Origin of the sequence: Nakamurella sp. (assembly GCF_044224575.1) — a bacterium.
Lineage (GTDB): Bacteria > Actinomycetota > Actinomycetes > Mycobacteriales > Nakamurellaceae > Nakamurella.
In genome coordinates, this window is the sequence record NZ_JBGAKE010000001.1 from 1 (window position 1) to 25,568 (window position 25,568).

21 protein-coding genes and 1 pseudogene are annotated in these 25,568 nt (G+C 72.1%); 3 read left to right on the forward strand and 19 right to left on the reverse strand.

Annotation, left to right across the window (positions count from 1 at the left end):
- The first annotated feature begins 132 nt into the window (after window positions 1–132).
- A pseudogene (locus tag ACILSK_RS00005) lies at window positions 133–1,021 on the forward strand (IS5 family transposase).
- A gap of 381 nt (window positions 1,022–1,402) precedes the next feature.
- Here the strand turns inward: ACILSK_RS00005 and ACILSK_RS00010 are convergent.
- From ACILSK_RS00010 to ACILSK_RS00065, 12 genes are all read right to left on the reverse strand, one after another.
- Complete coding sequence (locus ACILSK_RS00010) at window positions 1,403–3,793, reverse strand: DNA internalization-related competence protein ComEC/Rec2 (protein ID WP_395725061.1); 2,391 nt, start codon at window positions 3,791–3,793, stop codon at window positions 1,403–1,405.
- A 3-nt stretch (window positions 3,794–3,796) separates the two neighbouring features.
- On the reverse strand, window positions 3,797–4,717 hold the full coding sequence (locus ACILSK_RS00015) for a ComEA family DNA-binding protein (protein WP_395725062.1): 921 nt from the start codon (window positions 4,715–4,717) through the stop codon (window positions 3,797–3,799).
- A 1,244-nt stretch (window positions 4,718–5,961) separates the two neighbouring features.
- A complete protein-coding gene (locus tag ACILSK_RS00020) occupies window positions 5,962–6,831 on the reverse strand; it encodes a RimK family alpha-L-glutamate ligase (protein WP_395725063.1) in 870 nt (289 codons plus the stop codon).
- A 21-nt stretch (window positions 6,832–6,852) separates the two neighbouring features.
- A complete protein-coding gene (locus ACILSK_RS00025) occupies window positions 6,853–7,500 on the reverse strand; it encodes a histidine phosphatase family protein (RefSeq protein ID WP_395725064.1) in 648 nt (215 codons plus the stop codon).
- The gene (rsfS, locus tag ACILSK_RS00030) at window positions 7,497–7,895 is read right to left on the reverse strand and encodes a ribosome silencing factor (protein WP_395725065.1); all 399 of its coding nucleotides are present in this window, start codon (window positions 7,893–7,895) and stop codon (window positions 7,497–7,499) included. Before rsfS ends, ACILSK_RS00025 begins: the two co-directional genes overlap by 4 nt.
- Complete coding sequence (gene nadD, locus ACILSK_RS00035) at window positions 7,892–8,542, reverse strand: nicotinate-nucleotide adenylyltransferase (RefSeq protein ID WP_395725066.1); 651 nt, start codon at window positions 8,540–8,542, stop codon at window positions 7,892–7,894. Before nadD ends, rsfS begins: the two co-directional genes overlap by 4 nt.
- 28 nt (window positions 8,543–8,570) lie before the next feature.
- On the reverse strand, window positions 8,571–9,911 hold the full coding sequence (locus tag ACILSK_RS00040; protein ID WP_395725067.1) for a glutamate-5-semialdehyde dehydrogenase: 1,341 nt from the start codon (window positions 9,909–9,911) through the stop codon (window positions 8,571–8,573).
- On the reverse strand, window positions 9,898–11,124 hold the full coding sequence (gene proB / locus ACILSK_RS00045; protein WP_395725068.1) for a glutamate 5-kinase: 1,227 nt from the start codon (window positions 11,122–11,124) through the stop codon (window positions 9,898–9,900). The genes ACILSK_RS00040 and proB overlap by 14 nt, the downstream gene beginning before the upstream one ends.
- A complete protein-coding gene (gene obgE, locus ACILSK_RS00050; RefSeq protein WP_395725069.1) occupies window positions 11,121–12,593 on the reverse strand; it encodes a GTPase ObgE in 1,473 nt (490 codons plus the stop codon). Before obgE ends, proB begins: the two co-directional genes overlap by 4 nt.
- An 86-nt stretch (window positions 12,594–12,679) precedes the next feature.
- Window positions 12,680–12,958 (reverse strand): 50S ribosomal protein L27, encoded by a 279-nt coding sequence (rpmA, locus tag ACILSK_RS00055; protein ID WP_395725070.1) that lies wholly within the window; start codon window positions 12,956–12,958, stop codon window positions 12,680–12,682.
- 34 nt (window positions 12,959–12,992) lie between these two features.
- Window positions 12,993–13,304, reverse strand: a complete 312-nt coding sequence (rplU, locus tag ACILSK_RS00060) for a 50S ribosomal protein L21 (RefSeq protein ID WP_395725071.1) — start codon at window positions 13,302–13,304, stop codon at window positions 12,993–12,995.
- 188 nt (window positions 13,305–13,492) lie between these two features.
- The gene (locus tag ACILSK_RS00065) at window positions 13,493–16,711 is read right to left on the reverse strand and encodes an Rne/Rng family ribonuclease (protein WP_395725072.1); all 3,219 of its coding nucleotides are present in this window, start codon (window positions 16,709–16,711) and stop codon (window positions 13,493–13,495) included.
- A 484-nt stretch (window positions 16,712–17,195) separates the two neighbouring features.
- Here ACILSK_RS00065 and ACILSK_RS00070 point away from each other — a divergent pair, with 484 nt between their 5' ends.
- Window positions 17,196–17,480, forward strand: a complete 285-nt coding sequence (locus ACILSK_RS00070; protein WP_395725073.1) for a hypothetical protein — start codon at window positions 17,196–17,198, stop codon at window positions 17,478–17,480.
- Window positions 17,481–17,513: 33 nt separating this feature from the next.
- Here the strand turns inward: ACILSK_RS00070 and ACILSK_RS00075 are convergent, their stop codons facing one another.
- The 7 genes from ACILSK_RS00075 to ACILSK_RS00105 form a co-directional block, all read right to left on the reverse strand.
- The gene (locus ACILSK_RS00075) at window positions 17,514–18,212 is read right to left on the reverse strand and encodes a cyclase family protein (protein ID WP_395725074.1); all 699 of its coding nucleotides are present in this window, start codon (window positions 18,210–18,212) and stop codon (window positions 17,514–17,516) included.
- Between the two features lie 16 nt (window positions 18,213–18,228).
- Window positions 18,229–18,717 carry a GNAT family N-acetyltransferase gene (locus ACILSK_RS00080; protein ID WP_395725075.1) on the reverse strand — a complete coding sequence of 163 codons (489 nt, stop codon included), beginning with the start codon at window positions 18,715–18,717 and terminating at the stop codon, window positions 18,229–18,231.
- An 89-nt stretch (window positions 18,718–18,806) separates the two neighbouring features.
- The gene (gene ndk / locus ACILSK_RS00085) at window positions 18,807–19,217 is read right to left on the reverse strand and encodes a nucleoside-diphosphate kinase (protein WP_395725076.1); all 411 of its coding nucleotides are present in this window, start codon (window positions 19,215–19,217) and stop codon (window positions 18,807–18,809) included.
- Window positions 19,218–19,281: 64 nt separating this feature from the next.
- Entirely contained in the window at window positions 19,282–19,707 is a 426-nt protein-coding gene (locus tag ACILSK_RS00090) for a DUF4233 domain-containing protein (protein ID WP_395725077.1), read from the reverse strand.
- Between the two features lie 11 nt (window positions 19,708–19,718).
- Window positions 19,719–21,251, reverse strand: coding sequence for a bifunctional folylpolyglutamate synthase/dihydrofolate synthase (locus ACILSK_RS00095; RefSeq protein WP_395725078.1), 1,533 nt, complete (start codon window positions 21,249–21,251; stop codon window positions 19,719–19,721).
- Entirely contained in the window at window positions 21,248–23,944 is a 2,697-nt protein-coding gene (locus ACILSK_RS00100; protein ID WP_395725079.1) for a valine--tRNA ligase, read from the reverse strand. Before ACILSK_RS00100 ends, ACILSK_RS00095 begins: the two co-directional genes overlap by 4 nt.
- 89 nt (window positions 23,945–24,033) lie before the next feature.
- Window positions 24,034–24,234 carry a hypothetical protein gene (locus tag ACILSK_RS00105; protein WP_395725080.1) on the reverse strand — a complete coding sequence of 67 codons (201 nt, stop codon included), beginning with the start codon at window positions 24,232–24,234 and terminating at the stop codon, window positions 24,034–24,036.
- A 184-nt stretch (window positions 24,235–24,418) separates the two neighbouring features.
- Between ACILSK_RS00105 and ACILSK_RS00110 the strand changes: the two genes are divergently transcribed.
- Window positions 24,419–25,483 carry a nicotinate-nucleotide--dimethylbenzimidazole phosphoribosyltransferase gene (locus ACILSK_RS00110; RefSeq protein ID WP_395725081.1) on the forward strand — a complete coding sequence of 355 codons (1,065 nt, stop codon included), beginning with the start codon at window positions 24,419–24,421 and terminating at the stop codon, window positions 25,481–25,483.
- Window positions 25,484–25,568 lie beyond the last annotated feature (85 nt).

A 25,568-nucleotide genomic window follows, 5' to 3' on the forward strand; every position in this document is an offset into this window, starting at 1 on the left:
CCGTCGAGTCGTCCGCCGTCGGTGTGGTCTGTGTCACAGTGGGTGCCTTCCTGGGGTCCGTCAAGCTAGATGATCTTGAGGCCTCAGGTCCTTACACAGTTGTCGTGACACCCCCCCGATGACTTCTGGACGATCGTCGAGCCCGTGCTGCCGTCCTCGACCGGCCGCCGGGGCCGGCCGTGGGCGTGTCACCGAACAACCTTAGAAGGTATCGCCTGGCGGTACCACACCGGGTCCCCATGGCGAGACCTCCCGGACGAGTTCGGTCCCTGGCAGACCGTATGGAAACGGCATTTCCGCTGGTCGAACGACGGGACCTACCAGAAGCTCTTCGACGCCGCCCGGTCAGCAGGACTGCTCGGCGTCAGTGCCAGCGAGGAACTCGACCGCATCCTCTCGATCGATTCCACCGTGGTCCGCGCGCACCAACACGCCGCCGGAGCCCGCAAGACCAGCGCTGCCGCGGAGGACCTGTCGAAGCTCCCGGACACCACAGGGGGGCAGGTCGAACTACACGAATCCGCCCCTTGAGCCTGCTGATCATGCTCTGGGCCGGTCTCGGGGTGGGTTGAGCACCAAGATCCACACGCTGACCGACGCAGGTACCCGCCCAGTGACGGTCATCCTCACGCCCGGGCAGGCCGGTGACAACCCGCAACTACAGCCGCTGCTGGACCTCCACGAGAACCAGCGACTGCCCGGCCCGCGGCCCCCGTTCCGGCTGCTGGCAGACAAGGCCTACTCCCACCCGAGCAGTCGAAAGGAACTGCGACACAGGCGAGTCCCGCACACGATCCCGGAACGCACAGACCAGAAGGAGCGGCGAAAGGCTAAGGGTTCCGCCGGCGGTCGACCACCCGCGTTCGATCCCAAGATCTACGCCCAGCGGAACACCGTCGAACGCGGATTTCTCCGGCTCAAGCAGTGGCGGGGCATCGCCACCCGGTACGACAAGCACGCCCTGACCTACCTGGGCGGCATCACACTTGCCTCGACCCTCATCCACCTACGAACGAATTAGTCGACAGGCTCTAGGCGGCGGTGTGCTCCCGGAGTGCGAAGTCGTCCAGGATCAGGACAGCGGGCCGGAGATGCAACCGACGGCCGAGCGTGGTCCCACGCTGCGCAGCCGGCAGGCCGGGCTCACCCGATGCGGCCCCGGTCCGGTCGTTTCCGGGCGAGGTGGGGAAGGGGGCCGGGCAACACGGTCGGGACGACCAGGTCGTTCCCGAAGACCACTGCGGCATGCTCGGCGCAACCGCGGGCAGGCAGCGCGCTCCCTCGTCCACCGACTAGCCTCATCCGCAGGTTCGGGATCGATCCAGAACATGCGTATGGCACGAGTCGGCGAGATCCGGACGGCGGCACGCCCCGGCGCAACCCGGCCGGATCCGCGTCCGGGTCAGCCCGGCCGGCTGCGCAGCGTGGGACCACGCTCCGCCGCAACCAGGTCGCCGTCCTGCCGCCCGACGGCGACATCGCCCTGGGTGTCGGTGCGCAGCACGGTCCGCACGCCCTCCCGATCGAGCAGGCTCAACGCCTTCGGTGACGGGTGACCGTAGTCGTTGTCGGCTCCGACCCCGATGACGGCCACCTCCGGCGACACCTGGTCGACGAACCGCTCCAGCAGCTTGGACGACCCGTGGTGGGGCGCCTTGAGCACGTCGGCGTCCAGGTCGACGCCGGCGTTGAGCAGGGCCTGTTGGGCCTCGATCTCGATGTCCCCGGTGAGCAGGATCCGGGTTCCACCCAGGTCGGCCATGATCACCAACGAATCGTTGTTCGGGTCGGAGTCGGTGCCCCGGAACTCCCCGGCCGGACCCAGCACAGCCAGCGTGGCGTCGCCGACAGAGGCGACATCGCCCGGCCGGAACTGCGTGACGGGCACCCCGCGCTCCGCGGCCAGGCCGTTGACCTCACGCCAGGCCGTGGCCGGTTCCCGGCCCGGACCGACCGCGATCATCCCGACGCTGCGCCCGTCGAGGGCGCCGGACAGCCCATCGACATGGTCGGCATGCAAGTGGGTCAGCACGATCAGCGCGATGCTGCCGACGCCGAGCCGGGACAGGCATCCGTCGACCAGTCCGGGATCCGGTCCGGTGTCCACGACGATCGCCGTGCCCGGTTCGCCGGTGGACAGCACCAGGGCATCCCCCTGGCCGACCTCGCAGGCGACCAGCAGCCACCCGTCGACCGGCCAGCCCGGGGCGACCACCCCGATCGGCACCAGCACGACCGTCACCCCGGCCAGCCCGGCGACCACGAACAAGCGGAACCACCGGCGGCGCAGCAGCACCACGATGGCGACGGTCGCAGCGATCAGCAGCGTCGCCCCGACCGGGGTCGCCGGCCACGGCACCGTCGCCTGCGGCCAGCGGGCCAGCGTGTGCGCCACCGTGGCGATCCAGTTCAGCAGGGGAGCCACCACCTGGGCGAGCATGTCGGCGGCGCCGGGCCACCAGGGGCCGATCAGGGCACACAGCATGCCGAGCACCAGGGCGGGGGCGACCACCGGCGCGACCAGCAGGTTGGCCAGCACGCCGACGATCGAGACCGACCCCGACATCACCACGATCACCGGCATCGTGACCACCTGAGCGGCGATCGGAATCGCCAGCAGGTCCGCCCATCCGGCCGGCAGCCCGCGCCGCTGCCATGCCTTGGACCAGAGCGGGGCGAGCAGCACGAGTCCGCCGGTGGCCAGCACGGACAGCGCGAACCCGGCACTGACCGCCAGGTCCGAATCGAGCAGCAGGAGCAGGATCACGGCGGCGGCGAGAGCGGGCAGGCTGGTCCGGGTGCGGCCGGAGAACAGCGCCAGCACGCCGACTCCACCCATCACCGCCGCACGCAGCACCGACGGCTCGGGCCCGACCAAGATCACCAGCCCGACCAGCGTCACCGCCGCGCCGGACGCGGCCACCCGCGGCCCGAACCGCCGCAGGACGACGATCACGAACCCGCACAGGACCGCGAAGTGCGAGCCGGAAACCGCCAGCAGGTGGGAGATCCCGGTCGCCTTGGCGTCCGTGTCGAGCCGCTCGTCGATGCCGCCGGTGTCGCCGACGACCAGCCCCGGCAACAGACCCACCGCATCCCCATCGAGCCGGCCGGCCGTGTCGTGCAAGGCCGATCGGACCGTGCCGGCCAGCCGGTAGGCGGCCGGGGCCGGATCCCGAACGTCGGGTGGGTCACGGGCGGCGAGCGACACACTCGGCCGGCCGGCGAACATCGATGCGGCCAGCCGTCCGGACGTGTCGATCTGCTGCCCGGGCAGCAGCGTCGCCCACCCATCGCCGGTGCCCATGACGGTGACGCCGACCGTGCTGGTGGACGCCCGCCCGGCGATCTCGGCCGTGTCGACGCGGATCGGCACCCGCCAGCGCTGCATATCCGGGCGGGCGCCGCGATCGGCGGGCACGGTCCCGTCCCCCGCGCCGAAGCCGGACGCGACCCGTTCGGGAAACCCGACGACGGTCCCGGTCAGGTGGGCCCAGGACCGTTGGCCGGCGCCGAGAGTGACGCAGTCACCGGACCGCGCACCCTCCCGCAGGCCGGCGATGGCGGCCGCCGCGATCAGGAAGGTCAGCACGGGCAGCCCGACCGTCCAGCCGACCGGCCGGATGAGGAACAGGCCCAACACCCCGACGGTGGCCGGACCGGCGATCCACCAGGCCAGCTGCGGACCCCCCAGCAGGACGACGACGGTTCCGACCCACAGGGCGAGCGCGCCAGGTACCAAACGCAGATCCGGCGGGACCGCGTTCTCCTCGTCCGCCACGGCGCGAAACACGTCTCACCCCACGGTCACGAGCGGGGCGAGCTGCGCGTACCGGGATGGCCCGATACCGCTGATCTCCTGGAGTTGCTCGATACTGCTGAACTTCCCGTTGGTCTCCCGCCAGGCCAGGATGTTCTGCGCCATTACCGGCCCGACCCCGGGAAGCGTGTCCAGCGCTGCCTCGTCGGCCGTGTTGAGGTTGACCAGACCTCCCGCCGGCTGGGTCGCCGCACCGCCCGACCCACCGGCCGGGCCGCCGCCCGATGCGGCTGCCGTGCTTGCAGTGTCGGAGACGACCACCGAGTCGCCGTCGGCCAGCTTGGCCGCCAGGTTCATCCCGGTCAGATCGGCCCCCGGCTGGGTGCCGCCGGCCGCGGCAATCGCGTCGGCCACCCGGGCTTCCGGCGCCAACCGCACCACCCCGGGGCTGGCTACCAGACCGGTGACCGAGACGAGGATCTCGGTCACCGGCGCCCCGGCCGATCCCGACACCGGGACCACCCCGGCCGTCCCGGCGGCGCCGACGGCGGCGGCCGGGGACGCCGCCGCCTCCGAGACCGGCGCCGCGAGCGGCCCGGATGCCGCCGCGACCACGGCGGTCTCGATCGGCCGCGGTTCCGGCCGGTCCCGCCACACCCCGACCGCGGCAACGACGGCCGCGACCGCGGCCACCAGAACGAGCACCAGCATCCCCCGCCGGCCGGGATCGACCCGTGCCTCCCGCATCGACTCGGGGACCCACAATTCGGCGAATCTGCCCCACCGGCCGTTGATCCGGTGGACCCGCGCCCGGGCGGGCTCCCCGGCCTCGGGGTCGGGAACCTCGTCGGCCCCGAGGTCGGCATCGGCGTCGGGAGCTGTGTCGACCCCGAGGTCGATGTCCGCGTCGATGTCGGGTTCGACGGTGCCGGTGGCGAGGTCACTGTCGGGATCCACGGGCGGAGGAGCCGCCGCGTCTGCACCGGACGACCCCGGCGGCTCATCGGAAGCGGGAGCCGGCACACGGTCCTCGCCTCGGCCGTCATCGTCCGGCCAGTCGTCGATGGACCATTCTTCGTCCCGGCCGGCCGAGCCGTCGTCCGGCCACCCCTCCCGGTCTACCGGGACGAGCCGCAGCACCGGTGGGTCGACGGCCGGCCCCCGGCCATCCCGCCCGGACGGTCCGCTCGACCGGTCCGACGCCGGTGCCGCAGCGGGGGTGCGGTGCCGGCCCGGATCACGTCCGGGCCGGGGCGCCCACTCCGAGAGCAGGTCGTCATCGTCCGGCGCGCGATCGACCACAGGCACCCAGCCGCCCAGTTCCGGCCCCGCCGGCATCATCTCGCCGGCCTGATGCCCGACCGCGGGGGCGGTGCCGGCGGAGGCCGGCGGACGGCGCAACGGCGCCAGCCGGGGTCGCGGATCAGGTCGAGAACGCACACCCCGACGCTAGGAGGCGGGCGACCCGCCCCGGGTCCGCCGACCGCGAATGTGCACGGATATCGGACATGGGGACAACTCCGCGGGTCAGTGCGGACCGGGCCGAGTCTGCACGACACCCGCGAGCCGGCCGAGGTCCGGCGGATGTGCACAACTCCCCGGCGGGACCCAGCAACCCGTCGACAGGGACCGCAACCTCCCGGACCGGAACCCGGTGCCTACCGGCGCGGTCCTGTGGGCTCGATCTGCCGCATCGGCTGAGAGCGACCAACGCCCCCTGCACGAATGAGCGGAACCCGGCCCGGTTGACCCATATCCCCCGCCGATTTTCGGCGCTACAGTGACTTCTTCGTCCTCCGAACAGGGAGGTGCCGTGAAGCGAGTACGCGCTGGTGACCGGTGTCCGGTCTGCCGACGGGGCCGACTGATGGCGCGTGCGAACGGCCGCGTCGCCTACCTCATGTGCGGCGACCGCCTTCTGCAGCGAGGTTGTCAGGCTCGGTGGTCGTATGACGGCCGGCATCGCTGGTCGCTGGCACCGCGAGACGCCCGGCAACAGCTGCGCCGACGCGCCGCTCGCGAACGGCACCGCCGTCAGCAGGACCTTCGACGTTCGCGATCCACTCGCGAGCCCGTGGCGAAGCGCTCGGATGGTCGCGGCGCGCGCTCGTCCGGCCTGTGGGTGCTCCTCGGAATCGGCCTCCTCGTGATGGTGGCGGTGGCGAACGTCCCGCACTGAAGGACCGCCTGCGGGTGTCCGTTCATGACCCCAGCTCGACGATCGCCCGCGCCAGCACATCGGCCGCCCCCGGCGGCGCCTGCGGCAGCATCAACGACGGTTCGACCAGCTCCAGCTCGAGCACGGCCGGGGTGCCGTCCGCGCCGATCACGAGATCGACCCGGGCGTAGAGCAACTCGTCGCGGGGGAACGGGATGGCGGCCAGCACCGCCTGGGCCACCGCCAGCTCGGCGCCCGAAGGCTCGACCGGATGCAGCTTCTCGGTCGCGAAGAGCTTGTCCTCGGTGGCCCGCTCCCCCGGCACCAGCAACGCCTCCTTGATCACCGCGTGGCTGTACCGGCCGCCGACGAACACCAGGGCCGTCTCGCCCCGCTCGTCGACGCTGGCGACATACGGCTGCACCATGATCGTGCGGCCCCGGTCGAGCAGGCGCCGGGCGTGCCCGCGGGCGACGTCGTGCTCGTCGGGGTCGTACCGGGCGGTGTTGCGGCTGCCGGCGGACACCGTCGGTTTGACCACGAACGGCACCCCGGCCGGGAAGGCGGGCCGGTCGCCCGGGCTGAAGAACTCGGTCGGCACCACCGGCAGCCCGTATCCGGCAAGTTCGCGCAGGTAGGTCTTGTCGCTGTTCCACCGCACGACGTCCGGCCGGTTCCGCAGCCGGGTCACCGCGTCGGTCGCCGTCACCCAGGCCAGGAACTCGTCCCGGCGCATCGTGTAGTCCCAGGTGGACCGGAGCACGATGACGTCGAACGCCGCCCAGTCCAGGACCGGGTCGTCCCAGACCACCACCACCGGTTCGGCGCCGGCCGCCCGCAGCGCGGGTAGCAGCAGCGCCTCGTCGTCGTCGGTGCCCAGAGCCGGGGTGGCGGACACGATGGCGACGCGCATGGCGGCCAGGGTAGTGGGCACTCAGGTGCCGGCGACCTGGTCCTCACCCTTGGGCAGCACCAGGCCACCGAGCCCGGCGTTGTACGAGTGCAGCCGCCACGCCCCGGCATACCGGTGCAGGACGACCCAGTGGCAGTTGCCGATCCCGACCAGGGTGCCCCAGGAATCCTCGGGCAGCACCAGCAACCGCCCGGTCAGCCCGACGATGGTGCCGCCGTGCGACACCAGCAACGCGCGGGTCACCGAGCCGGAGTCCAGTTCGTAGACCACCGCGGCGGCCCGGGCGGCGACCTGCCAGCGGGACTCGCCCCCGGGCGGTGACGCATGGGCCGAGGTGGTGCGCCAGTCGTTCCACTCGCGCGACCAGTCGGCGACGACCTCGTCCCGGGTGAGCCCCTCCCACTTGCCCATCGAGGTCTCCCGCAGCCGCCGGTCGACGGTCACCGGCAGTTCCCGCACGGCGGCGACCGCTTCGGCGGTCTCCCGTGCCCGGCCCAGGTCGGACGCGACGATCACCTCCGGCCGCAGCGCGGACACCGACGGGGCGGCGTCGATCGCCTGCATGCGGCCGACGTCGGAGAGCGGGATGTCGCGGTGGCCCTGCAGCCGTTGGTTCCGGTTCCAATCCGTCTCGCCGTGCCGCATCAGGATGAGGTGCTCGAGAGTCACGACGTGCCGACGGCTTCCGGGTCGGCGTCGGCCAACGCCCGGTCGGTGAAGGGGATCACCGGGCAATCCTTCCAGAGCCGGTCCAGCGCGTAGAACACGCGCTCCTCCGGATGTTGCACGTGCACGATGATGTCGACGAAATCGAGCAGGACCCAGCGTCCGTCGCGCTGGCCCTCCCGGCGCGGCGGCCGGCAGCCGGCCACCCGCATCTGCTCCTCGATCTCGTCCACGATCGCACCGACCTGCCGCTCGTTGGAGCCGGTGACGATCACGAACACGTCGGTGATCGCCAGCCGCTCGGAGACGTCGACCAGCAGGATGTCGGTCGCCTTCTTGTCGGCCGCGGCCTGGGCCGCGACCGTGGCCAGCTCGATGCTGTCCGGGGTGGCACTCATGAAATACCTCTATCTGTGTCGGATTCACACTCACGTTCGGAGGTGGCTGCGGAGTCGGACGCGGACCGGTACAGGCCGTGTTTGGCGATGTACTGGACGACCCCGTCCGGCACCAGGTACCAGACCGGCGCGCCGGACCGCACCCGTTCCCGGCAGTCCGTCGACGAGATCGCCAGCGCCGGAACCTCGATCAGCGTCACCCGGCCGCCCGGCAGCTGCGGGTCGTACAGCTGGTACCCGGGCCGGGTGACCCCGATGAAGTGGGCCAGCCCGGCCACCTCCTCGGGGTCCTTCCAGGACAGGATCGCGGCCAGCGCGTCCGCGCCGGTGATGAAGAACAGCTCGGCGCCCGGGTTGGCCTCCCGCAGGTCCTCCAGCGTGTCCCGGGTGTAGGTCGGCCCCGGCCGGTCGATGTCGACCCGGGACACCCGGAAACGCGGGTTGGACGCGGTGGCGATCACCGTCATCAGGTAACGGTGTTCGGCACCGCTCTCGCCGGCCTTCTGCCACGGGTTCCCGGTCGGTACGAAGACCACCTCGTCCAGCGAGAACTGGTGCGCCACTTCCGATGCGGCGACCAGGTGCCCGTGGTGAATCGGGTCGAAGGTGCCGCCCATCACCCCGATCCGGCGCGCCGGCCCGGTCATCCAGCGCGGCGCTGACGGAGTGGAAAGCTCATGAGGCCGACCGGATCTGACCGTTGCCGGTGACCACGTACTTGGTGCTGGTCAGCTCGGCGAGGCCCATCGGCCCGCGGGCGTGCAGCTTCTGGGTCGAGATGCCGATCTCGGCGCCGAATCCGAACTCGCCGCCGTCGGTGAACGCGGTCGACGCGTTGACCATCACCGCGGCGGCGTCGACCCGGGCGGTGAACCGCTGGGCCGCGGCCAGCGACGAGGTGACGATCGCCTCGGTGTGCCCGGTGCCGTGGGCGCCGATGTGCTCGATCGCCGCGTCGATGTCGGGGACCACCCGGGCCGCGATATCCAGGGACAGGTACTCGGTGTCGAAGTCCGCGTCGGTCGCCGGCACCACCCCGGGCACGTCCCCGACCAGGTCGCGGACCGCGTCGTCGGCGTGCACCACCACGCCGGCCTCGCGCAGCGCCGCCACCGCGGCCGGCACGAAGGAGGCCGCCGCGTCGGCGTGCACCAGCAGGGTCTCCGCCGCGTTGCACACCGAGGGCCGCCGGGCCTTGGAGTTCACCAGGATCTGCAGGGCCATCGTGTGGTCCGCATCGGCGTCCACGTAGACGTGGCAGTTGCCGACCCCGGTCTCGATCACCGGCACCGTCGAGCCGTTCACGACCGCCTGGATCAGCCCGGCGCCGCCCCGGGGAATGATCACGTCGACCAGCCCGCGAGCGGTCATCAGGTGGGTGACCGACTCCCGGTCGGTGCCGGGCACCAACTGCACGGCGGCGGCGGGAATGCCGGCGGCGGCTGCACTCTCCGCGAGAATGTCGACCAGCACCCGGTTCGACTCGTACGCCGACGCCGATCCGCGCAGCAGGGCCGCGTTGCCCGCCTTGAGCGCGATCCCGGCAGCGTCCACGGTGACGTTCGGTCGCGCCTCGTAGATGATCGCGACGACGCCCATCGGCACCCGCACCTGGTCCAGCCGCAGCCCGTTGGGCAGCACGGACCCGCGCACCACGGTGCCGACCGGATCCGGCAGACCGGCCAGTTCGCGCAGGCCGGCGGCCATTGCGTCGACCCGGGACACCGTCAACCGCAGCCGGTCCACCAACGAATCCGGCGTCGACGAGGCGACTGCGGCGGCAACATCCTTCTCGTTGGCGGCCAGGATCTCGTCCCGACGGTCCAGCAGCGCGTCGGCCATCGCCCGCAGCGCACCGTCCTTGACCGACCGGGTCAGCACGGCCAGCTCGGCCGCCGCCGCCCGGGACCGGCGCGCCGACGCCAGCACCTCGTCCCGGGTGGCCGGCACCGTCTCCCGCTTCGCGACCGGAACCGGCACCCCGGCGTTGATGACCGGTTGCTCAAGAATGGACATGCTCCGACCCTTCACTGCGCTGGGAGGCTGCTGAATCGACCATAGTTGGCGTGACGGCAATGAGGTCGTCGGCGTGCACGACGGGATGCCGGAGCCCGTCCGGCAGTTCGGACAGCGAGCGGCCGATCATGCCGGGCAGTTCGCCCGCGTCGTGCCCGACGAAGCCACGGGCGACGACCTCGCCGGTCGGCGCCAGCAGGTCGACCACGTCACCGGACTCGAAATCGCCGAAGAAGTGGGTGATCCCGGCCGGCAGCAGCGACTTGCGCCGCTGGACGACGGCGTGCACCGCGCCGGCGTCCAGTCCGATCGAACCGGCCGAGGTGGCCGCGTGCCGCAACCAGAACAGCCGCGCCGGGGTGCGCCGGGTGGCCGGCGCGAACGCGGTTCCCACCACCGGCCCCGGCACCGGCGCGGAAGCCGCGGCGAGGGCGGCGCCGGCGTCGGCGGCCGACGCCAGCAACACCGGGATTCCGGCGCCGGTCGCCGTCAGCGCCGAGGTCAGTTTGGACTCCATGCCGCCGGTCCCCACGTCACTGCCGGACCCGCCGATGCCGATCCCGGCCAGCACCGAGGCGTCCGGGACCTCCTGCACCCGGCTCGACCCAGGAAGCCGCGGGTCGCCGTCGTACAGCGCGTCGACGTCGGACAGCAGGATCAGCGCCTGCGCGCCGACCAGATGCGCGACCAGCGCGGCCAGCCGGTCGTTGTCCCCGAACTTGATCTCCGCGGTGGCCACCGTGTCGTTCTCGTTGACCACCGGCACCACGCCGAACGCCAGCAGCTTGCCGAAGGTGCGTTGCGCGTTGCGATAGTGCGCCCGCCGGACCACGTCGTCGCTGGTCAGCAACACCTGTCCGACGGTCAGCCGGTACCGGGCGAACGAGCTGGCATACCGGTGGGCCAGCAGCTGCTGCCCCACCGATGCGGCCGCCTGCTGAGTGGCCAGGTCCCGCGGGCGACGAGCCAGGCCGAGCGGCGACAACCCGGCGGCGATCGCCCCGGACGACACCAGGACCACCTGGGAGCCGGCCGCGACCCGCCCGGCGATCGCGTCGACCAGGGTGTCCAAGCGGTCCGGATCCAGCCCGCCGGTCGCCGTGGTCAGCGACGACGAGCCGACCTTGACCACCACGGTGCGGGCCTGTCCGATGGCCTGCCGGGGCTCGGACAGGGCCGACCCGAGCCCGGACAGCGCCTGCTGGACGGTCATGACTCGGACCCGTCCGCCATTCCCCGGTCGAGCGTGTGACCCTCCACGTCCAGTCCGCGACGCAGCCGATGCATGGCCTTGCGCTCCGCGGCGCCGACCCGGTCGGTGCGCGAGATCCGCTCGTCGGTGCCGCGCGCGGTCGGCACCGTGTCGACCCCGGCCAACGTGGTGGGCTCCCAGTCGAAGGTGACGCCGGCGATGGTCACCGGGGCGCCGGCCTCGGCACCGAGGGCGGCCAGCTGCTCTTCCACCCCGAGCCGGGCCAACCGGTCGGCCAGGTAGCCGACGGCCTCCTCGTTGTCGAAGTCGGTCTGCCGGATCCACCGTTCCGGCCGGGCGCCGGTGACGACGAAGCCACCATCGACCTCGGGATCGACGGCCACCTGGAACTCTTCGGAATCGACCGGCTTGGGCCGCACCACGATCCGCGGCGCCACCGCGGCCGGTCGGGCCGCCCGGTCGGCCGCCACGGTCTGCGCCATGGCGAACTTCAGCTCGGCCAGCCCCTCGTGGGTGGCCGCGGAGATCGCGAACACCGGATAGCCGGCCGCCTCGAGGTCGGGCCGCACGAACTCGGCCAGCTCCCGCGCCTCGGGCACGTCGATCTTGTTCAGCACGACCAGCCGTGGCTTACTGGTCAGGTCGGTGGCCAGCCCGGCGCCGTACTCGGCGAGCTCGAACTCCAGCGCCATGATGTCCGACATCGGGTCGCGGCCCGATTCGTAGGTTGCGCAGTCGATGACGTGCACCAGCACCGAACACCGCTCGATGTGCCGCAGGAACTCCAGGCCAAGGCCCTTGCCCTGGCTCGCGCCGGGGATCAACCCGGGCACGTCGGCGACGGTGAACACCTCCGCACCGGCGGTGACCACGCCCAGGTTGGGCTCCAGGGTGGTGAACGGGTAGTCGGCGATCTTCGGCCGGGCCGCGGACAGCACCGAGACCAGCGACGACTTGCCGGCGCTGGGGAAGCCGACCAGGCCGACGTCGGCGACCGACTTGAGCTCCAGCACGACCTCGGCGGACTCACCGGGCTCGCCGAGCAGCGCGAATCCGGGGGCCTTGCGGGCCCGGGAGGACAGCGCGGCGTTGCCGAGCCCGCCGCGACCGCCCTTGGCCGCCACGTACCGCGAGCCGGTGCCGACGAGGTCGGCGAGCACCTGACCGGCGGCGGTCCGGACGACCGTGCCGGACGGCACCTTCAACTCCAGGCCGTCGCCGTTGGCGCCGTCCTTGTTGTCGCCCTGGCCGGGCCGACCGTTGCCGGCCTTGGCGTGCGGCCGGAAATGGAAGTCCAGCAGGGTGTGCACGTTGCTGTCGACGATGAGCGTGACGTCACCGCCGTTGCCGCCGTTGCCACCGTCCGGGCCGCCGAGCGGCTTGTACTTCTCCCGGTGCACGGAGGCGCACCCATGACCGCCGTTGCCGGCCTGCAGGTGCAGGACGGCGCGGTCGACGAAGCGGGCCACTTCTCGCCTCCGTTCCTTGGATCAGCGCTCAGAGCGCACGAAAGGGGCGTCCCGTCGAAACGGGCCGCCCCTGTCGAGGTGTCGCGTCAGACGGCGGCCGCTTGGGCGGCCGGCTCCGCGACGGTGATGTTGACGGTCTTGCGACCACGCTTGCTGCCGAACGTGACCTCGCCCGCGACCAGCGCGAACAGGGTGTCGTCACGGCCCCGGCCCACGCCCTCACCGGGGTGGAACTTGGTGCCGCGCTGCCGGATGATGATCTCGCCCGCGTTCACCTGCTGCCCGCCGAAGCGCTTGACCCCGAGCCGCTGGGCGTTGGAGTCACGACCGTTGCGGGAGCTGGACGCGCCCTTCTTATGTGCCATGTCGGCTTCTCCTCTACTACCCGATCGACCGGCGTCAGCCGACAGAAATGGTGGTGACCCGGACCTTGGTCAGCGGCTGACGGTGCCCCTGGCGCTTGTGGTAGCCGGTCTTGTTCTTGAACTTGTGGATGACGATCTTCGGGCCCTTGGTGTGCGCGACGACCTCACCGGCCACCGAAACCTTGGCCAGCGCATCGGCCTGCGCGGTGACGGCGGACCCGTCCACCACCAGAACTGCGGGCAGGGTCACCGCGGCGCCGGGATCGCCATCGAGCTTCTCGACCTCGATGACGTCGCCCTCGGCGACCTTGTACTGCTTGCCGCCGGTCTTGACGATCGCGTACATCAGACGCGCCTTCCTGCCTCTTGTCGTGCCAGTGTCGTGGTCCCGCCCGCGGACACCGATCGGCGCCGCGTTCACCGCGGGATTCGACCGGGTGAAACCCAGGCAGTACGAAGCGCGCTGCGTCGCAGCGTGCCGATTGTTCAGAGTACGCGGCCCGGTGAGCCGGGGCAAACCGGCCCGGTCCGCGCTCAGGACACGGTTTCCGTGTCGACCGGCGCCACCACCCCATCGGAACCGTCGGGGGCGGCGGACGGTCCGGCGGGACGGGACGCCGCCCGCCGGCGCGGCCTGGTCGCCGCGCCGTCGTCGCTGACCAGATAGCCGCCGGACGGCACAGTGGCCGCTGATCCGTCGCCGTCACCGTCGCCGGACGGCTGAGCCACCACGATGTCGACCGCCGCCGCGGCCGGGGGCGCACCCGCGGCCCGGCCGGCGGCCCGGCGCCGGCGCACCGGCGGCGCGGGCTCGGCCGCCGTCGTCGGCACCGATGCAGCCGGGACGGCCGGCGCAGTCGGTGCGGCCGGTTCCGGCTCGTGGACCACGGCCGGTTCCGGCTCGCCCTCGGGGCGGGCCAGCACCTCGCCCGGGACCGCCTCGACGACGAGTTCGTCGTCCGGTCCGTCCTCGCCGTGCCCATGGCCGTCGTTGCCGTGCCCAGGGCCGTCCACGCCGATCGAGGCCGGCGCCCCGTCGACGTCTGCCTCGACGACGACATCGACCGGCTCGCCGGCCTCGTCGGCCATCAGGGCCGCCGCATCGGCCGCATCCGCCACCGCGGCAATCAACCGGCCCTGCGCCGCCGCGGCACCGGCCACGTCCGGCAGATCCTGCTCGTCCGGTCCGTCCGCGGGCGGCGCCTCGGTCTCGTGATGGGCCGGCACGCTCGGCGGCCTGGGCCCGCGGGGATCCGGCCGCCGGCCGGCAGCCGGGTCGACCCGGGGGATGACGATCTCCTCGGCCGTCCGGCCGCCGTCCCGGCCCCGCCGGCGGCCTTTGCCGCGCCGCTCGACGGCCGGCGCCGGCTCGGCCAGGGTCGCCACCGGACCCTCATGCAGCATGATGCCGCGGCCACCGCAGTGCGGGCACGGTTCGGAGAACGCCTCGACCAGCCCGGTGCCCATCCGCTTGCGCGTCATCTGCACCAGGCCGAGCGAGGTCACCTCGGCGACCTGGTGCCGGGTCCGGTCCCGGCCGAGCGCCTCGGTGAGCCGGCGCAACACCAGCTCGCGGTTGGACTCCAGCACCATGTCGATGAAGTCGACGACGATGATGCCGCCGATGTCCCGCAGCCGCAGCTGACGGACGATCTCCTCGGCCGCCTCGAGGTTGTTCTTGGTGACGGTCTCCTCGAGGTTTCCGCCGGAGCCGGTGTACTTGCCGGTGTTGACGTCGACGACGGTCATCGCCTCGGTGCGGTCGATGACCAGCGAACCGCCCGATGGCAGGTGGACCTTGCGTTCCAGGGCCTTGGCGATCTGCTCGTCGATGCGGTAGTTGGCGAAGACGTCGGAGCCCTCGTGGTCCCAGCGGACCAGCCGGTCGGCCAGTTCCGGGGCCACCGCGTTGACGTACTCGGCGACCGGCTCCCAGGCCTCGTCGCCGTCCACGACCAGCCGGGTGATGTCGGAGTTGAACAGGTCCCGGACGACCTTGATGAGCGTGCCCGGCTCGGCGTACAGCAGGGTCGGTGCGCTGCCCTTCGCCTCGGCCTTGCGGGAGATCTCCTCCCACTGCGCCTTGAGCCGCTCCACGTCGCGGGCGAGTTCCTCCTCCGACACACCCTCGGCGGCGGTCCGGATGATCACTCCGGCGTCCTCCGGGACGATCCGGTCCAGGATGGCCTTGAGCCGCTTGCGCTCGGTGTCCGGCAGCTTGCGGGAGATGCCGGTCGCGCCCCCGCCCGGCACGTAGACCAGGAATCGGCCGGGCAACGAGATCTGCGTGGTCAGCCGCGCACCCTTGTGCCCGACGGGGTCCTTGGAGACCTGGGCCAGGATGGTGTCGCCGCTGGTCAGCGCCGATTCGATGCGCCGGGCCTTGCCACCGAGGCCGGCCGCATCCCAGTTGACCTCGCCGGCGTAGATGACCGCGTTGCGGCCGCGACCGATGTCGACGAACGCCGCCTCCATCGACGGCAGCACGTTCTGCACCTTGCCCAGCAGGACGCTGCCGATCAGCGAATCGGCGCCGGTCTGCGACACGAAGTGCTCGACCAGGATGCCGTCCTCGAGCAGCGCGACCTGGGCCAGGTCGCCGCGCTGACGCACCGCCATGACCCGCTCGACGGACTCCCGCCGGGCCAGGAACTCGGCCTCGGTCAGGATCTGCGGGCGACGCCGGGACGAATCGCGGGAGTCGCGCCGGCGCTGCCGCTTGGCCTCCAGCCGGGTCGACCCGCGGACGCCCTGGACCTCGTTGTTGACCGCCGGGGCGGCCGCCCGCGATTCGCGCACGTGCACGACGGTGTTGTCGGGGTCGTCCTCACGCGTGCTGCCTTCATCACCGGACGTGCGCCGGCGACGACGACGCCGGCGACGGCTGCCACCGCCGCCGCCGCTGTCCTCTTCGGCGTCCACCTCGGCGCCCGCGGCCGACTCGGTCGCGGCGTCCTCGGCATCGTCCTCGGACTCGGCCGGTTCCTCGGTGTCGGTCGGTCCGGCGGGGGTCTGGTCCTCCCCGGCGTCGTCCTCATCCTGCTCGTCCGTATCGACCGTCCGGCCGCGGCCGCGCCGACCGCGGCGACGACGACGGCGGGCACCGCCGTCGGAGGACTCGTCCTGATCGGGATCGGGGCCCTGATCGGCGGGCGCCTCGGCCTCGTCCGCCTCCGGTTCCGGTGTCGCGGCCTCGACGGCCTCGGTGGCTTCGGTGGCTTCGGTGGCCTCCTCCGGCTCGGATCTGCGGCCGGCCGGGCGGCCACGCCGCCGCCGGGACCGCTTGGCGGGCGCCTCCTCGGCCCCGTCCTCCTCATCGGGTCGGCCACGATCCTCGGCCGGCCGGACCTCGGATGGCACGGTGACCGTCTCGCTCGGGGGCAGGAACAGCGGGGCCAGGGGGTCGCCTGCCGGCTTGCGCGTACCGGGGTCATCGGCGACCGGCCGCTCGACCGCGGTCGACTCGACCGGCGGCCGTTGGTGAGCCGGGGCCCCGACCGCCGAGTCCCCCGCGGTGGGCGATTCGGTCGGCGATTCGTCCGGCTCGATCGGCACCGGCACGCCCAGATAGTGCTCGATGACCGCGATGGCAACCGCGCGCGGCACGGAGGCCGAGGCGCTGCTCACGGTCAGGCCGCGCTCGTTGAGCACGGCGATCATTTCCTTGCTGGTGGTGCCCACCCGCTTGGACAACTCGTGCACGCGAGGCTTGGCGGGCAGGTCGGCCAGTGCGGATTCCAGGGTCAGCGTCATCGCGACGTTCCTCTCACGGACCCCCGGGCGCGTGAAAACGCGTCCGCACAGGGGCCCTACGGGTCAATGGACCGGGGCCGGTAGGCCTCCGGGAAGTCTGGTGGTCGAACGAACGACGCCATTTCCGCCGCGGCCCGGTTGGCGGTCTCCGGGTAAGAAACACGGATCGCCGATCGGCGCGGCGGATGCTGAAGTCGACCCGCCCGAACGCACCGCTGACCCATGCCAGCGACGCGTCGCCATGATTATCCCACAGCCCGGCCGCGCGGGTCGCGGCGCCGCGCGCGCCCCCACCACGGTCGTCGATCGGCGCGCCGTGACCGTTCCCGCCCCGAGGTTCCTACACTGGCTGGTTGACCACACTGGACATCCTGTCCATTCAGGTCGACTCGAGAGGCAACCACACGGCGGCCTCACACGTCTTCACCGTGACCCCACGATTCGCCCGCGACCACAGACAGGACACTGCGACCCCACGATGGCCATGAAGACCAGGACCCCCAGCGTCCGACGGTGGCTCACCGCCGGCGTGCTGTCGGTGTCGCTGATGGCCTTGAGTGTGCTGTCCGCCGGCGCAGCTGCCGCCGCCACCGTGTGGACGCCGGTCACCGAACCGACCGGGGAGCCGGTCCCGACCGCGATGGTCCTGGCCAGCACCGGCCTGGACATCGTCTGGCCCGTCGTGCTGGGGCTCGGCCTGCTGCTCATGGGCACCGTCACCGTCGGTTGGGCCTTCCTGGCCACCGGGCGGCGCGGCCAGCACCGCTGACCCGGCGCGACGATCCCGACCCGGCGAGGCCGGTCAGCCGCCGACGACGGCGAACGCCCGCACCGGGAAGGTCCCCATTCCCCGCACCGCCGGTGGCGCCGCGGTGAACCGAAACCCCGTGTCCGGCAGGTCGGCCAGTCCGGTCAGATGCTCGACCACCGGGATCCGCGCCGCCAGCAGCCAGCTGTGCGCCGGCCGCCGGCCGGTGTGCGTCGAGTCGATGTTCAGCGAGTCGATGCCGACCAGGGACGGCTTGGTCGAGATCAGGAACTCGACCGCGTCGTCGGTCAGGTAGGGATGCTCGGCGAAGTACGCCGGTGTGCCCCAGCGGTCGCTGTGCCCGGTCTCGACCAGCACCGCCATCCCGACGGGATCGACGTCGCCCAGCGCCGCCCGCAGCTGTGCCTCGCCGATCGCTCGCCCATCGCGCGTGTCCCGGTTCCGCACCCGGACCACCACCCCGGGCCGGTCGACCATCTTGTCCAGGCTCAGCCGGGACAGATCCTCCCCGTCCCGGTAACGGTGCGCCGGGGTGTCCAGGTAGGTGCCGGTGTTCGCCGCCATCGAGATGGTGCCGATGGCGAACTCGGTGCCGGCGGCGTAGTGCGCGGCCGATTCGTCGAACGTGAGATGCCAGCCCAGGGTCGGGCCCGGGATACCGGGGTAGGTGACCATGCCCTCGACGATCACGTGGGACAGGTCGATGACTCGCCGGCCGGAGGCGCTACTCACTGCACGACCCCCATGCTCACAGCACCAACCCCATGATGGTCTCGTCCCGGTCGACGCCGGGGCCCAGTCGCTGCCAGCCGGGCCGGCGGCCCCACACCTGGAAGCCGAACCGTTCGAAGAACCGCTGCACCCGGTCATCCTGCCCGAATTCGACACCGACCCGGTCCAGCCCACGGGCTCGGGCATCGTCCAGCAGCGCGGTCAGCATCGCCCGGCCCAGTCCGCAGCCGGTCAGCGCCGGCTCCACCACGAGCAGGTCGAGCCGGCCGGTGTGCGCGCGGGCGCCCGGCCCCGGGTGCAGCACCGCCGCGCCGACCAGCCGCCGGCCCTGGTCGACGGCCACCGCCAGGGCCCGGCCCCTGCGCAGATCATCGACGATCGGCGCGACCAGCCGGGCCACGTCCGCCCGATCGGTCGTGTCGGTGAAGCCGACCCCGCCGCCGGCCTGCGCCACCTCGTGCCACAGGCCGACCAGCGCGACACCGAAAGAGCTGTCGGCGGCCATGGAAGCAGCCGACTCCGCCGAGGATGCCCGAAGGCCGGGGCCGACCCGCCGGATGACGGGGACCGCGGAATCCAACCCCGGCTCTGCCGTCACAGGCCGGGGAACCAGAGCGCGATCTCCCGAGCCGCCGACTCCGGCGAGTCCGAACCGTGCACCAGGTTGTACTGGGTCTCCAGGCCGAAGTCGCCGCGGATGCTGCCGGTGGCGGCCTTCTCCACCGGGTCGGTGCCGCCGGCCAGCTGCCGGAACGCGGTCACCGCGCGGGGACCCTCGACGACCGCGGCCACCAGCGGGCCGCCGGTGATGAAGTCGAGCAGGCCCTGGTAGAAACCCTTGCCCTTGTGCTCGGCGTAATGCTCCTCGGCGACCGCCAGCTCGACGGTGCGCAACTCCAGGGCGACCAGCGACAGGCCCTTGCGCTCGATCCGGGACAGGATCTCGCCGACCAGGTGCCGCTCGACACCGTCGGGCTTGATCAGGACGAGCGTGCGTTCAGACATGGCGAGAACCACTCCTTGAGTGTTTGAGAGCGTGCGGGTCGGAGACGGGCTGTCGGCCGACCGCTCAGGAACCACTGGGCGGCGGCTCCGGCAGCGTACCGGCCGCCAGCCGCCGACGAAGTTCGGCGCGGAACCACAGGATCAACGCCCAGACGGCGGCGAAGACCAGCCCCATCACCCCCAGGGTCGGGGTGATGAACCAGCCGGCGATCATCAACGCCTGCAGCACCAGGATCGTGGTCAGCGCGTACGGCCGCCGGATGATCACGCAGCAGCCGATGAGGGCGACCGCCAGCAGGCAGATGAGCACCACCCACACCGGGCCGACGCCGCCGTCGGTGTTGATCGCCACCGGCAGCGCCAGCAACACCACGATGGCCTCGAGCACCAGGGTGGCCGACATCACCCCGCGTAGGCCCTTGTTGATCGCCGCCTCGCGCCGGGCGTACTCGCGCGCGGCGGCGTCCGGCTGGGGGCCGGCCTCGTTCATGCCGGTCTCGTTCATGCCGGCGCCAAACCGGCCAGCGCGCGCCCGTCACCCGCGGACACCACCGAGCCGGTGATCACCACTCCGGTCCCGGCGACGTCCGCGACGTCGGTCTCGGCGAGTTGCACGGCGAGCTCGATCGCGTCGTCCATCCGCGCGGCGACATGCACCAGACCGTCGCCGAAGACGTCCTCGGCCAGCGCGGCCAGCTCCGCCGGGTCCATCGACCGCGGCGAGGAGTTGCGGGTGACGACCACCTCGTCGAACGTGTTCGCCAGGGCGTCCAGGATGCCGGTGACGTCCTTGTCGGCCATCACCGCGAGCACCCCGACCAGCCGGACGAAGGAGAACTCGGCCGCCAACGCGGCGGCCAACGCGGCGGCGCCGTGCGGGTTGTGCGCCGCGTCCACCAGGATCGTCGGCGAGGCGCGGACCCGCTCCAACCGGCCCGGCGACGAGGCCGCCGCGAACCCGTCCTGGACCGGCGCGAGGTCCAGCTGCCGGGCCGCGCCGGCGCCGAAGAACGCCTCGACCGCGGCCAGCGCCAGGGCCGCATTGACCGCCTGGTGCTCACCGGCCAGCGGCAGGAAGACGTCCTCGTAGACCCCGCCCAGCCCCTGCAGCGTCAGCCGCTGCCCGCCGACCGCGAACGACCGGTCGAGCACGGAGAACTCGCTGCCGAACCGGGCGACCGCCGCGTCGACCTCGACCGTCCGGCGCAGGATCGCGGTCATCGCGTCCGGCTCCTGCGGCCCGACGATCGCCACCGAATCGGCCTTGACGATGCCCGCCTTGTTCGTCGCGATCTCCCGCAGCGTCGAGCCGAGGAACTCGGTGTGATCGATGCCGACCGGGGTGATGACCGCGATGGCGGGGTCGACGACGTTGGTCGAGTCCCAGGTGCCACCCAACCCGACCTCGACCACGGCGACGTCGACCGGGGCGTCCGCGAAGACGGCGTAGGCCATCGCGGTGAGGATCTCGAACTTGGACAACGGCACGCCGCCGGCCCGGGCCGATCCCTGATCGACGATGTCGATGAAAGGGGCCACGTCCTCATAGGTCTGCACGTAACGGTCCGCGCTGATCGGTTCGCCGTCCAGGGCGATCCGCTCGGTCACCGACTGCAGGTGCGGCGAGGTGAACCGGCCCGTGCGCAGGCCGAACCGGGTCAGCAGCGCGTCGACCATCCGGGCGGTGGACGACTTACCGTTGGTGCCGGCGATCAGGATGACGGGGTAGCTGCGCTGCGGGTTGCCCAGTACGTCCAGCAGCGCGGTGATCCGGTCCAGCGTCGGCGAGATCTGCACCTCGTTGCGGCGGGTGTCGAGCAACGACTCGACGTACGCCAGGGTCAGCGGCGGCGAGTCCGGCACCAGCGCGGTGGTCCCGTCCGGCGCCTGGTCGTCGAGGTCGGCCGTCGCCTCGGCGATGTCGGCGGCGTCGTCCGCCGAGAGATCGAGTCCGAGGTCGGCCGGTTCGACCGCGTCGGCGTCCCAGCCGAGCGGGTCGTCGTTCGCTCCATCGCGGCCCGGGTCCCCGCTCATCGTCCGCCCTCGCGCAACTGCCGCAGCCGGTCGGTGAGCCGGGCGACGTCCTGCTCGGCCTTGTCCAGCCGGCCGCGGATCTTGCCGACCACCGCGTCGGGTGCCTTGGCCAGGAAGTCGGCGTTGCCGAGCTTGCGCCCGCAGTCCCCGACCTCCTTCGACGCGGCGGCGAGATCTTTGGTGGCCCTGGCGATCTCGGCGGCGACGTCGAGGACACCGCTGGTGTCCAGCTCGACCGTGGCGGTGCCGGACGATAGCCGGACGGGCAACGTCACGGTGGCGTGGAACCCGTCTGCGGGTTCGGTGAGCCGGGTCAGCGCGCGGGCCGCCGCGTCCAGCCCGGCGGTCGGCACGGTGATGCGGGCCGGCAGCGGCCGGCTCGGCGGCACCTTCTGATCGGCCCGGACCCGGCGGATCTCGGTGGAGAGCACCTGGATGTCGGCCACCCAGGCGGCCGCCGCCGGGTCAACGGGGCGACCGGACGGCGCCGGCCAGTCGGCGATCACCAGCGATTCCTCGCCGGTCAACGTCGTCCACAGGGTGTCGGTGACGAACGGCACGAACGGGTGCAGCAACCGGAGCAGTCCGTCCAGGACGGTGCCGAGCACCTGCCGGGTGGTCACCAGCCGGTCGGCCGCGCCGGCACCGTCTTCGTTGCCGTAGATCTGGACCTTGGCCAGCTCGAGGTACCAGTCGAAGACCTCGTCCCAGGCGAAGTGGTAGAGCCCCTCGGCCGCCTTGGCGAACTGGAAGTCGGCCAGCAGATCCGTGGTGGCGACGGTCATCTCGTCAAACCGGTCCAGGATCCACCGGTCGGCCGGGGTCAGCAGCGACTCGATCAGCGGCACGTCGGGCACCACGGCGCCGTTGAGCAGCGCGAACCGGGTGGCGTTGAACAGCTTCGAGCAGAACTTGCCGGCGCCGGCGACCCACTCCTCGGCGATCGCCTGGTCGGCCCCCGGGTTCGATCCGCGGGCCAGGGTGAAGCGCAGCGCGTCGGCCCCGTAGGTGTCGATCCACTTCAGCGGGTCGACCGTGTTGCCGCGGGACTTGGACATCTTCTTGCCGTACTGGTCGCGGACCAGGCCGTGCAGGGCCACCGTGGCGAACGGCACCTGGGGCTCGCCGTCGTCGGTGCTGGTCCCGTAGAGCCCGAACATCATCATCCGGACGACCCAGAAGAACAGGATGTCGTAGCCGGTGACCAGCACCGACGTCGGGTAGAACGCCTTGAGCGTGTCCGACTCCCGCGGCCAGCCCATGGTCGAGAACGGCCACAGGCCGGAGGAGAACCAGGTGTCGAGCACGTCCGGATCCTGGGTCCAGCCCTCGCCCGGCGGTTCCTCGCCGGGGCCGACCGCCCGCATCTGCCCGTCAGGGCCGTACCAGACCGGGATGCGGTGCCCCCACCAGAGCTGCCGGGAGATGCACCAGTCGTGCATGTTGTCGACCCAGTCGAAGTAGCGCGCGGCCAGTTCCGGCGGGTGGATCGTCGTCCGGCCGTCGCGGACCGCGTCACCGGCCGCCTTCGCGAGGGACTCCACCCGGACGAACCACTGGGTGGACAACCGCGGTTCGATGACGTCGTCGGAGCGGGAGCAGTGCCCGACGGCGTGCACGTACGGGACCTTCTCGGCGACGATCCGGCCCTGCGCGCGCAGCTCCTCCTTCACCGCGATCCGCGCGGTGAACCGGTCCATGCCGTCGAACCGCGTTCCGGTGCCGGTGATCTCGGCCGCCTCGTTCATGATGGTGAGCGCCGGCAGGTCATGCCGGCGGCCGATCTCGAAGTCGTTCGGGTCGTGCGCCGGGGTGACCTTCACCGCGCCGGTGCCGAACTGCGGCTCCACGTGGTCGTCGGCGACGACCGGGATCTCCCGATCGACGATCGGCAGCAGCACCGTGCGGCCGATCAGGTGCCGGTACCGCTCGTCGTCGGGGTGCACGGCGATGGCCGTGTCGCCCAGCATGGTCTCCACCCGAGTGGTGGCCACCACCACGCCGTCGCCGCCGTCGGGCGAGCCGTAGCGGATCGAGACCAGTTCGCCGTCGTCGTCGGAGTGCTCGACCTCGATGTCGGACAACGCGGTGAGGCACCCCGGGCACCAGTTGATGATCCGCTCGGCCCGGTAGATCAGGCCGTCGTCGAACATCCGCTTGAAAATGGTCTGGACGGCGTCGGACAGGCCTTCGTCCAGGGTGAACCGCTCGCGATCCCAGTCCACGGAATCGCCCAGGCGCTTCATCTGGCCCAGGATCGCGCCGCCGGACTCGTGCTTCCAGTCCCAGACCTTCTGCACGAACAGGTCGCGCCCGTAGTCGTGCCGGGTCTTGCCGTCGAGCGCGAGTTGCCGCTCGACGACGGTCTGGGTGGCGATCCCGGCGTGGTCCATGCCGGGCAGCCACAGCGCCTCGTCGCCGGACATCCGGTGCCAGCGAGTGAGGACGTCCATCAGGGTGTGGTCCAGGGCGTGCCCGATGTGCAGGCTGCCCGTGACATTCGGCGGCGGCAGCACGATGGAGAAAGGCCGGCGTTCACCGCTGAGCACCCGCTGCTCGTCGGCCTTGAAGTAGCCCGCCCTGGTCCACCGCTCGTACAGGGGTACCTCGACCGCCGCCGGGTCGTACTGCTTGGCCAGGTTCGGCACCGAACCGGGTGCGGGGTCAGGTCCCTGATCGACGGTGGAGTTCACCCGGCAATCCTAGGTGGGCCGCTGCCGGGCCCGGCACCGGTTTTGACCGGCCGGAGCCCGGCCCGGGGCCGGCCCCCGCGACGTCGCGGTCAGGCCGACTCGGCCAGCGCCATCGGCCCGTAGACCGCCTGGTGATCGTTGAACAGGGAGACCTCGGCGATGCCGTGGTCCAGGAGCTCCGGCCAGGTCTCGCCGAGCCAACCCTCGGCCTCCTCCTGGGAGGCGAAGGCGATGTCCGGGCCATCGGCGACGACCCCCGCCTCATCGGCGTAACGCCACAGGTAGACCATCGGGTCCTCCTTCCGTCGATCCGGATCACCGTCGATCCGGTGGCCCGACCGTAACCGGGAACTCTGACAGTTCCCTGTGAGCTGCGGTTTTTCACATCGCTTTACGATCTGGTGCACCGTCGATCGGCAATCTCGCCGAGCCCGCCCGGTCGGCGGCCGGACCCGGGTCGGCATACTGGGCCCGATGGACGCCGACCTGCCGCCGGTGCCGGCCCTGGACCATGAGGCCGTACTCACCGCCGCGGACGTCCGCGAGCTGTTGCCGGTCGGTGCCTTCGGTGTCTGGGCGTCGGTGATCGACCTGCTGGCCGGTGCCCGCGGGTCCGTCGAGGCGCCGCTGCGACCGCGCCCGCGGCTGACGGTGTTCGCGGCCGATCACGACATCGCCGAGCTGTCCGTCTCGGCCACGCCGCCGGGCGAAACCCGTCGTCGCGCGGCCGACCTGGCGACCGGGGTCGGCGTCGCCGCCGGGCTGGCCGCGGCGAGCGGAACCTGTGTCTCGGTCGTCGACGTCGGCCTGCGCGAGCCCGTCCCCGAGGTGCCCGACCGGATCGCCGGCGCCCGGCCGGCCGGCCGGATCGACCTGGTCGACGCCATGAACGCCGCCGGGCTGGCCGCGGCAGTGCAGGCCGGGAGGGACCGTGCCGACGCGGCCGTCGACGCCGGCTCGGATCTGTTGATCGGGGCGACCTGCGGGGTCGGGGTGAGCACCCCGGTGGCCGCCTTGACCGCCGCGCTGACCGGGATGGAGCCGGTGGACGCCACTTCCCGAGGGTCCGGCATCGACGACAACGCCTGGATCCGCAAGGCCGCCGCCGTCCGGGACGGCCTGTTCCGGGTCCGCCGGGCCGGCGGCAACTCGTTGGACATGCTCCGGGTCGGCGGCGGACCGGACCTGGCCGCACTGACCGGCTTCGTCGCGCAGGCGGCGACCCGGCGCACTCCGGTGATCGTCCACGACCTGCCGAGCACGGTCGCCGCTGTGCTCGCCCATCGGCTCGCCCCGGGCGCGGACACCTACTTCATCGTGTCCTCGCTGGCTCCGGAGCGGGGCCACCCCCGGTTGCTCGGACTGCTGGGCCGCGACCCGCTCACCGACTGGTCGATGACCGGGCATTCGGGGATCGGCGCGCTCATGCTGCTGCCGTCGTTGCTCGCCGCCGTCGGCGCGTTCGACGGCATCGACCGGACGGTGCGACCCAATCGATCCCCGCACGCCATCAGCACCTGGGACGCCACCCTGCTGTAGCGAAGCTATCCGCCTCGGGTGAACTCGGGGGACGTGGCCGACCGGCGCTCGGCCGGGGGTGAGGCGGCGGGATATGTTGACCGCT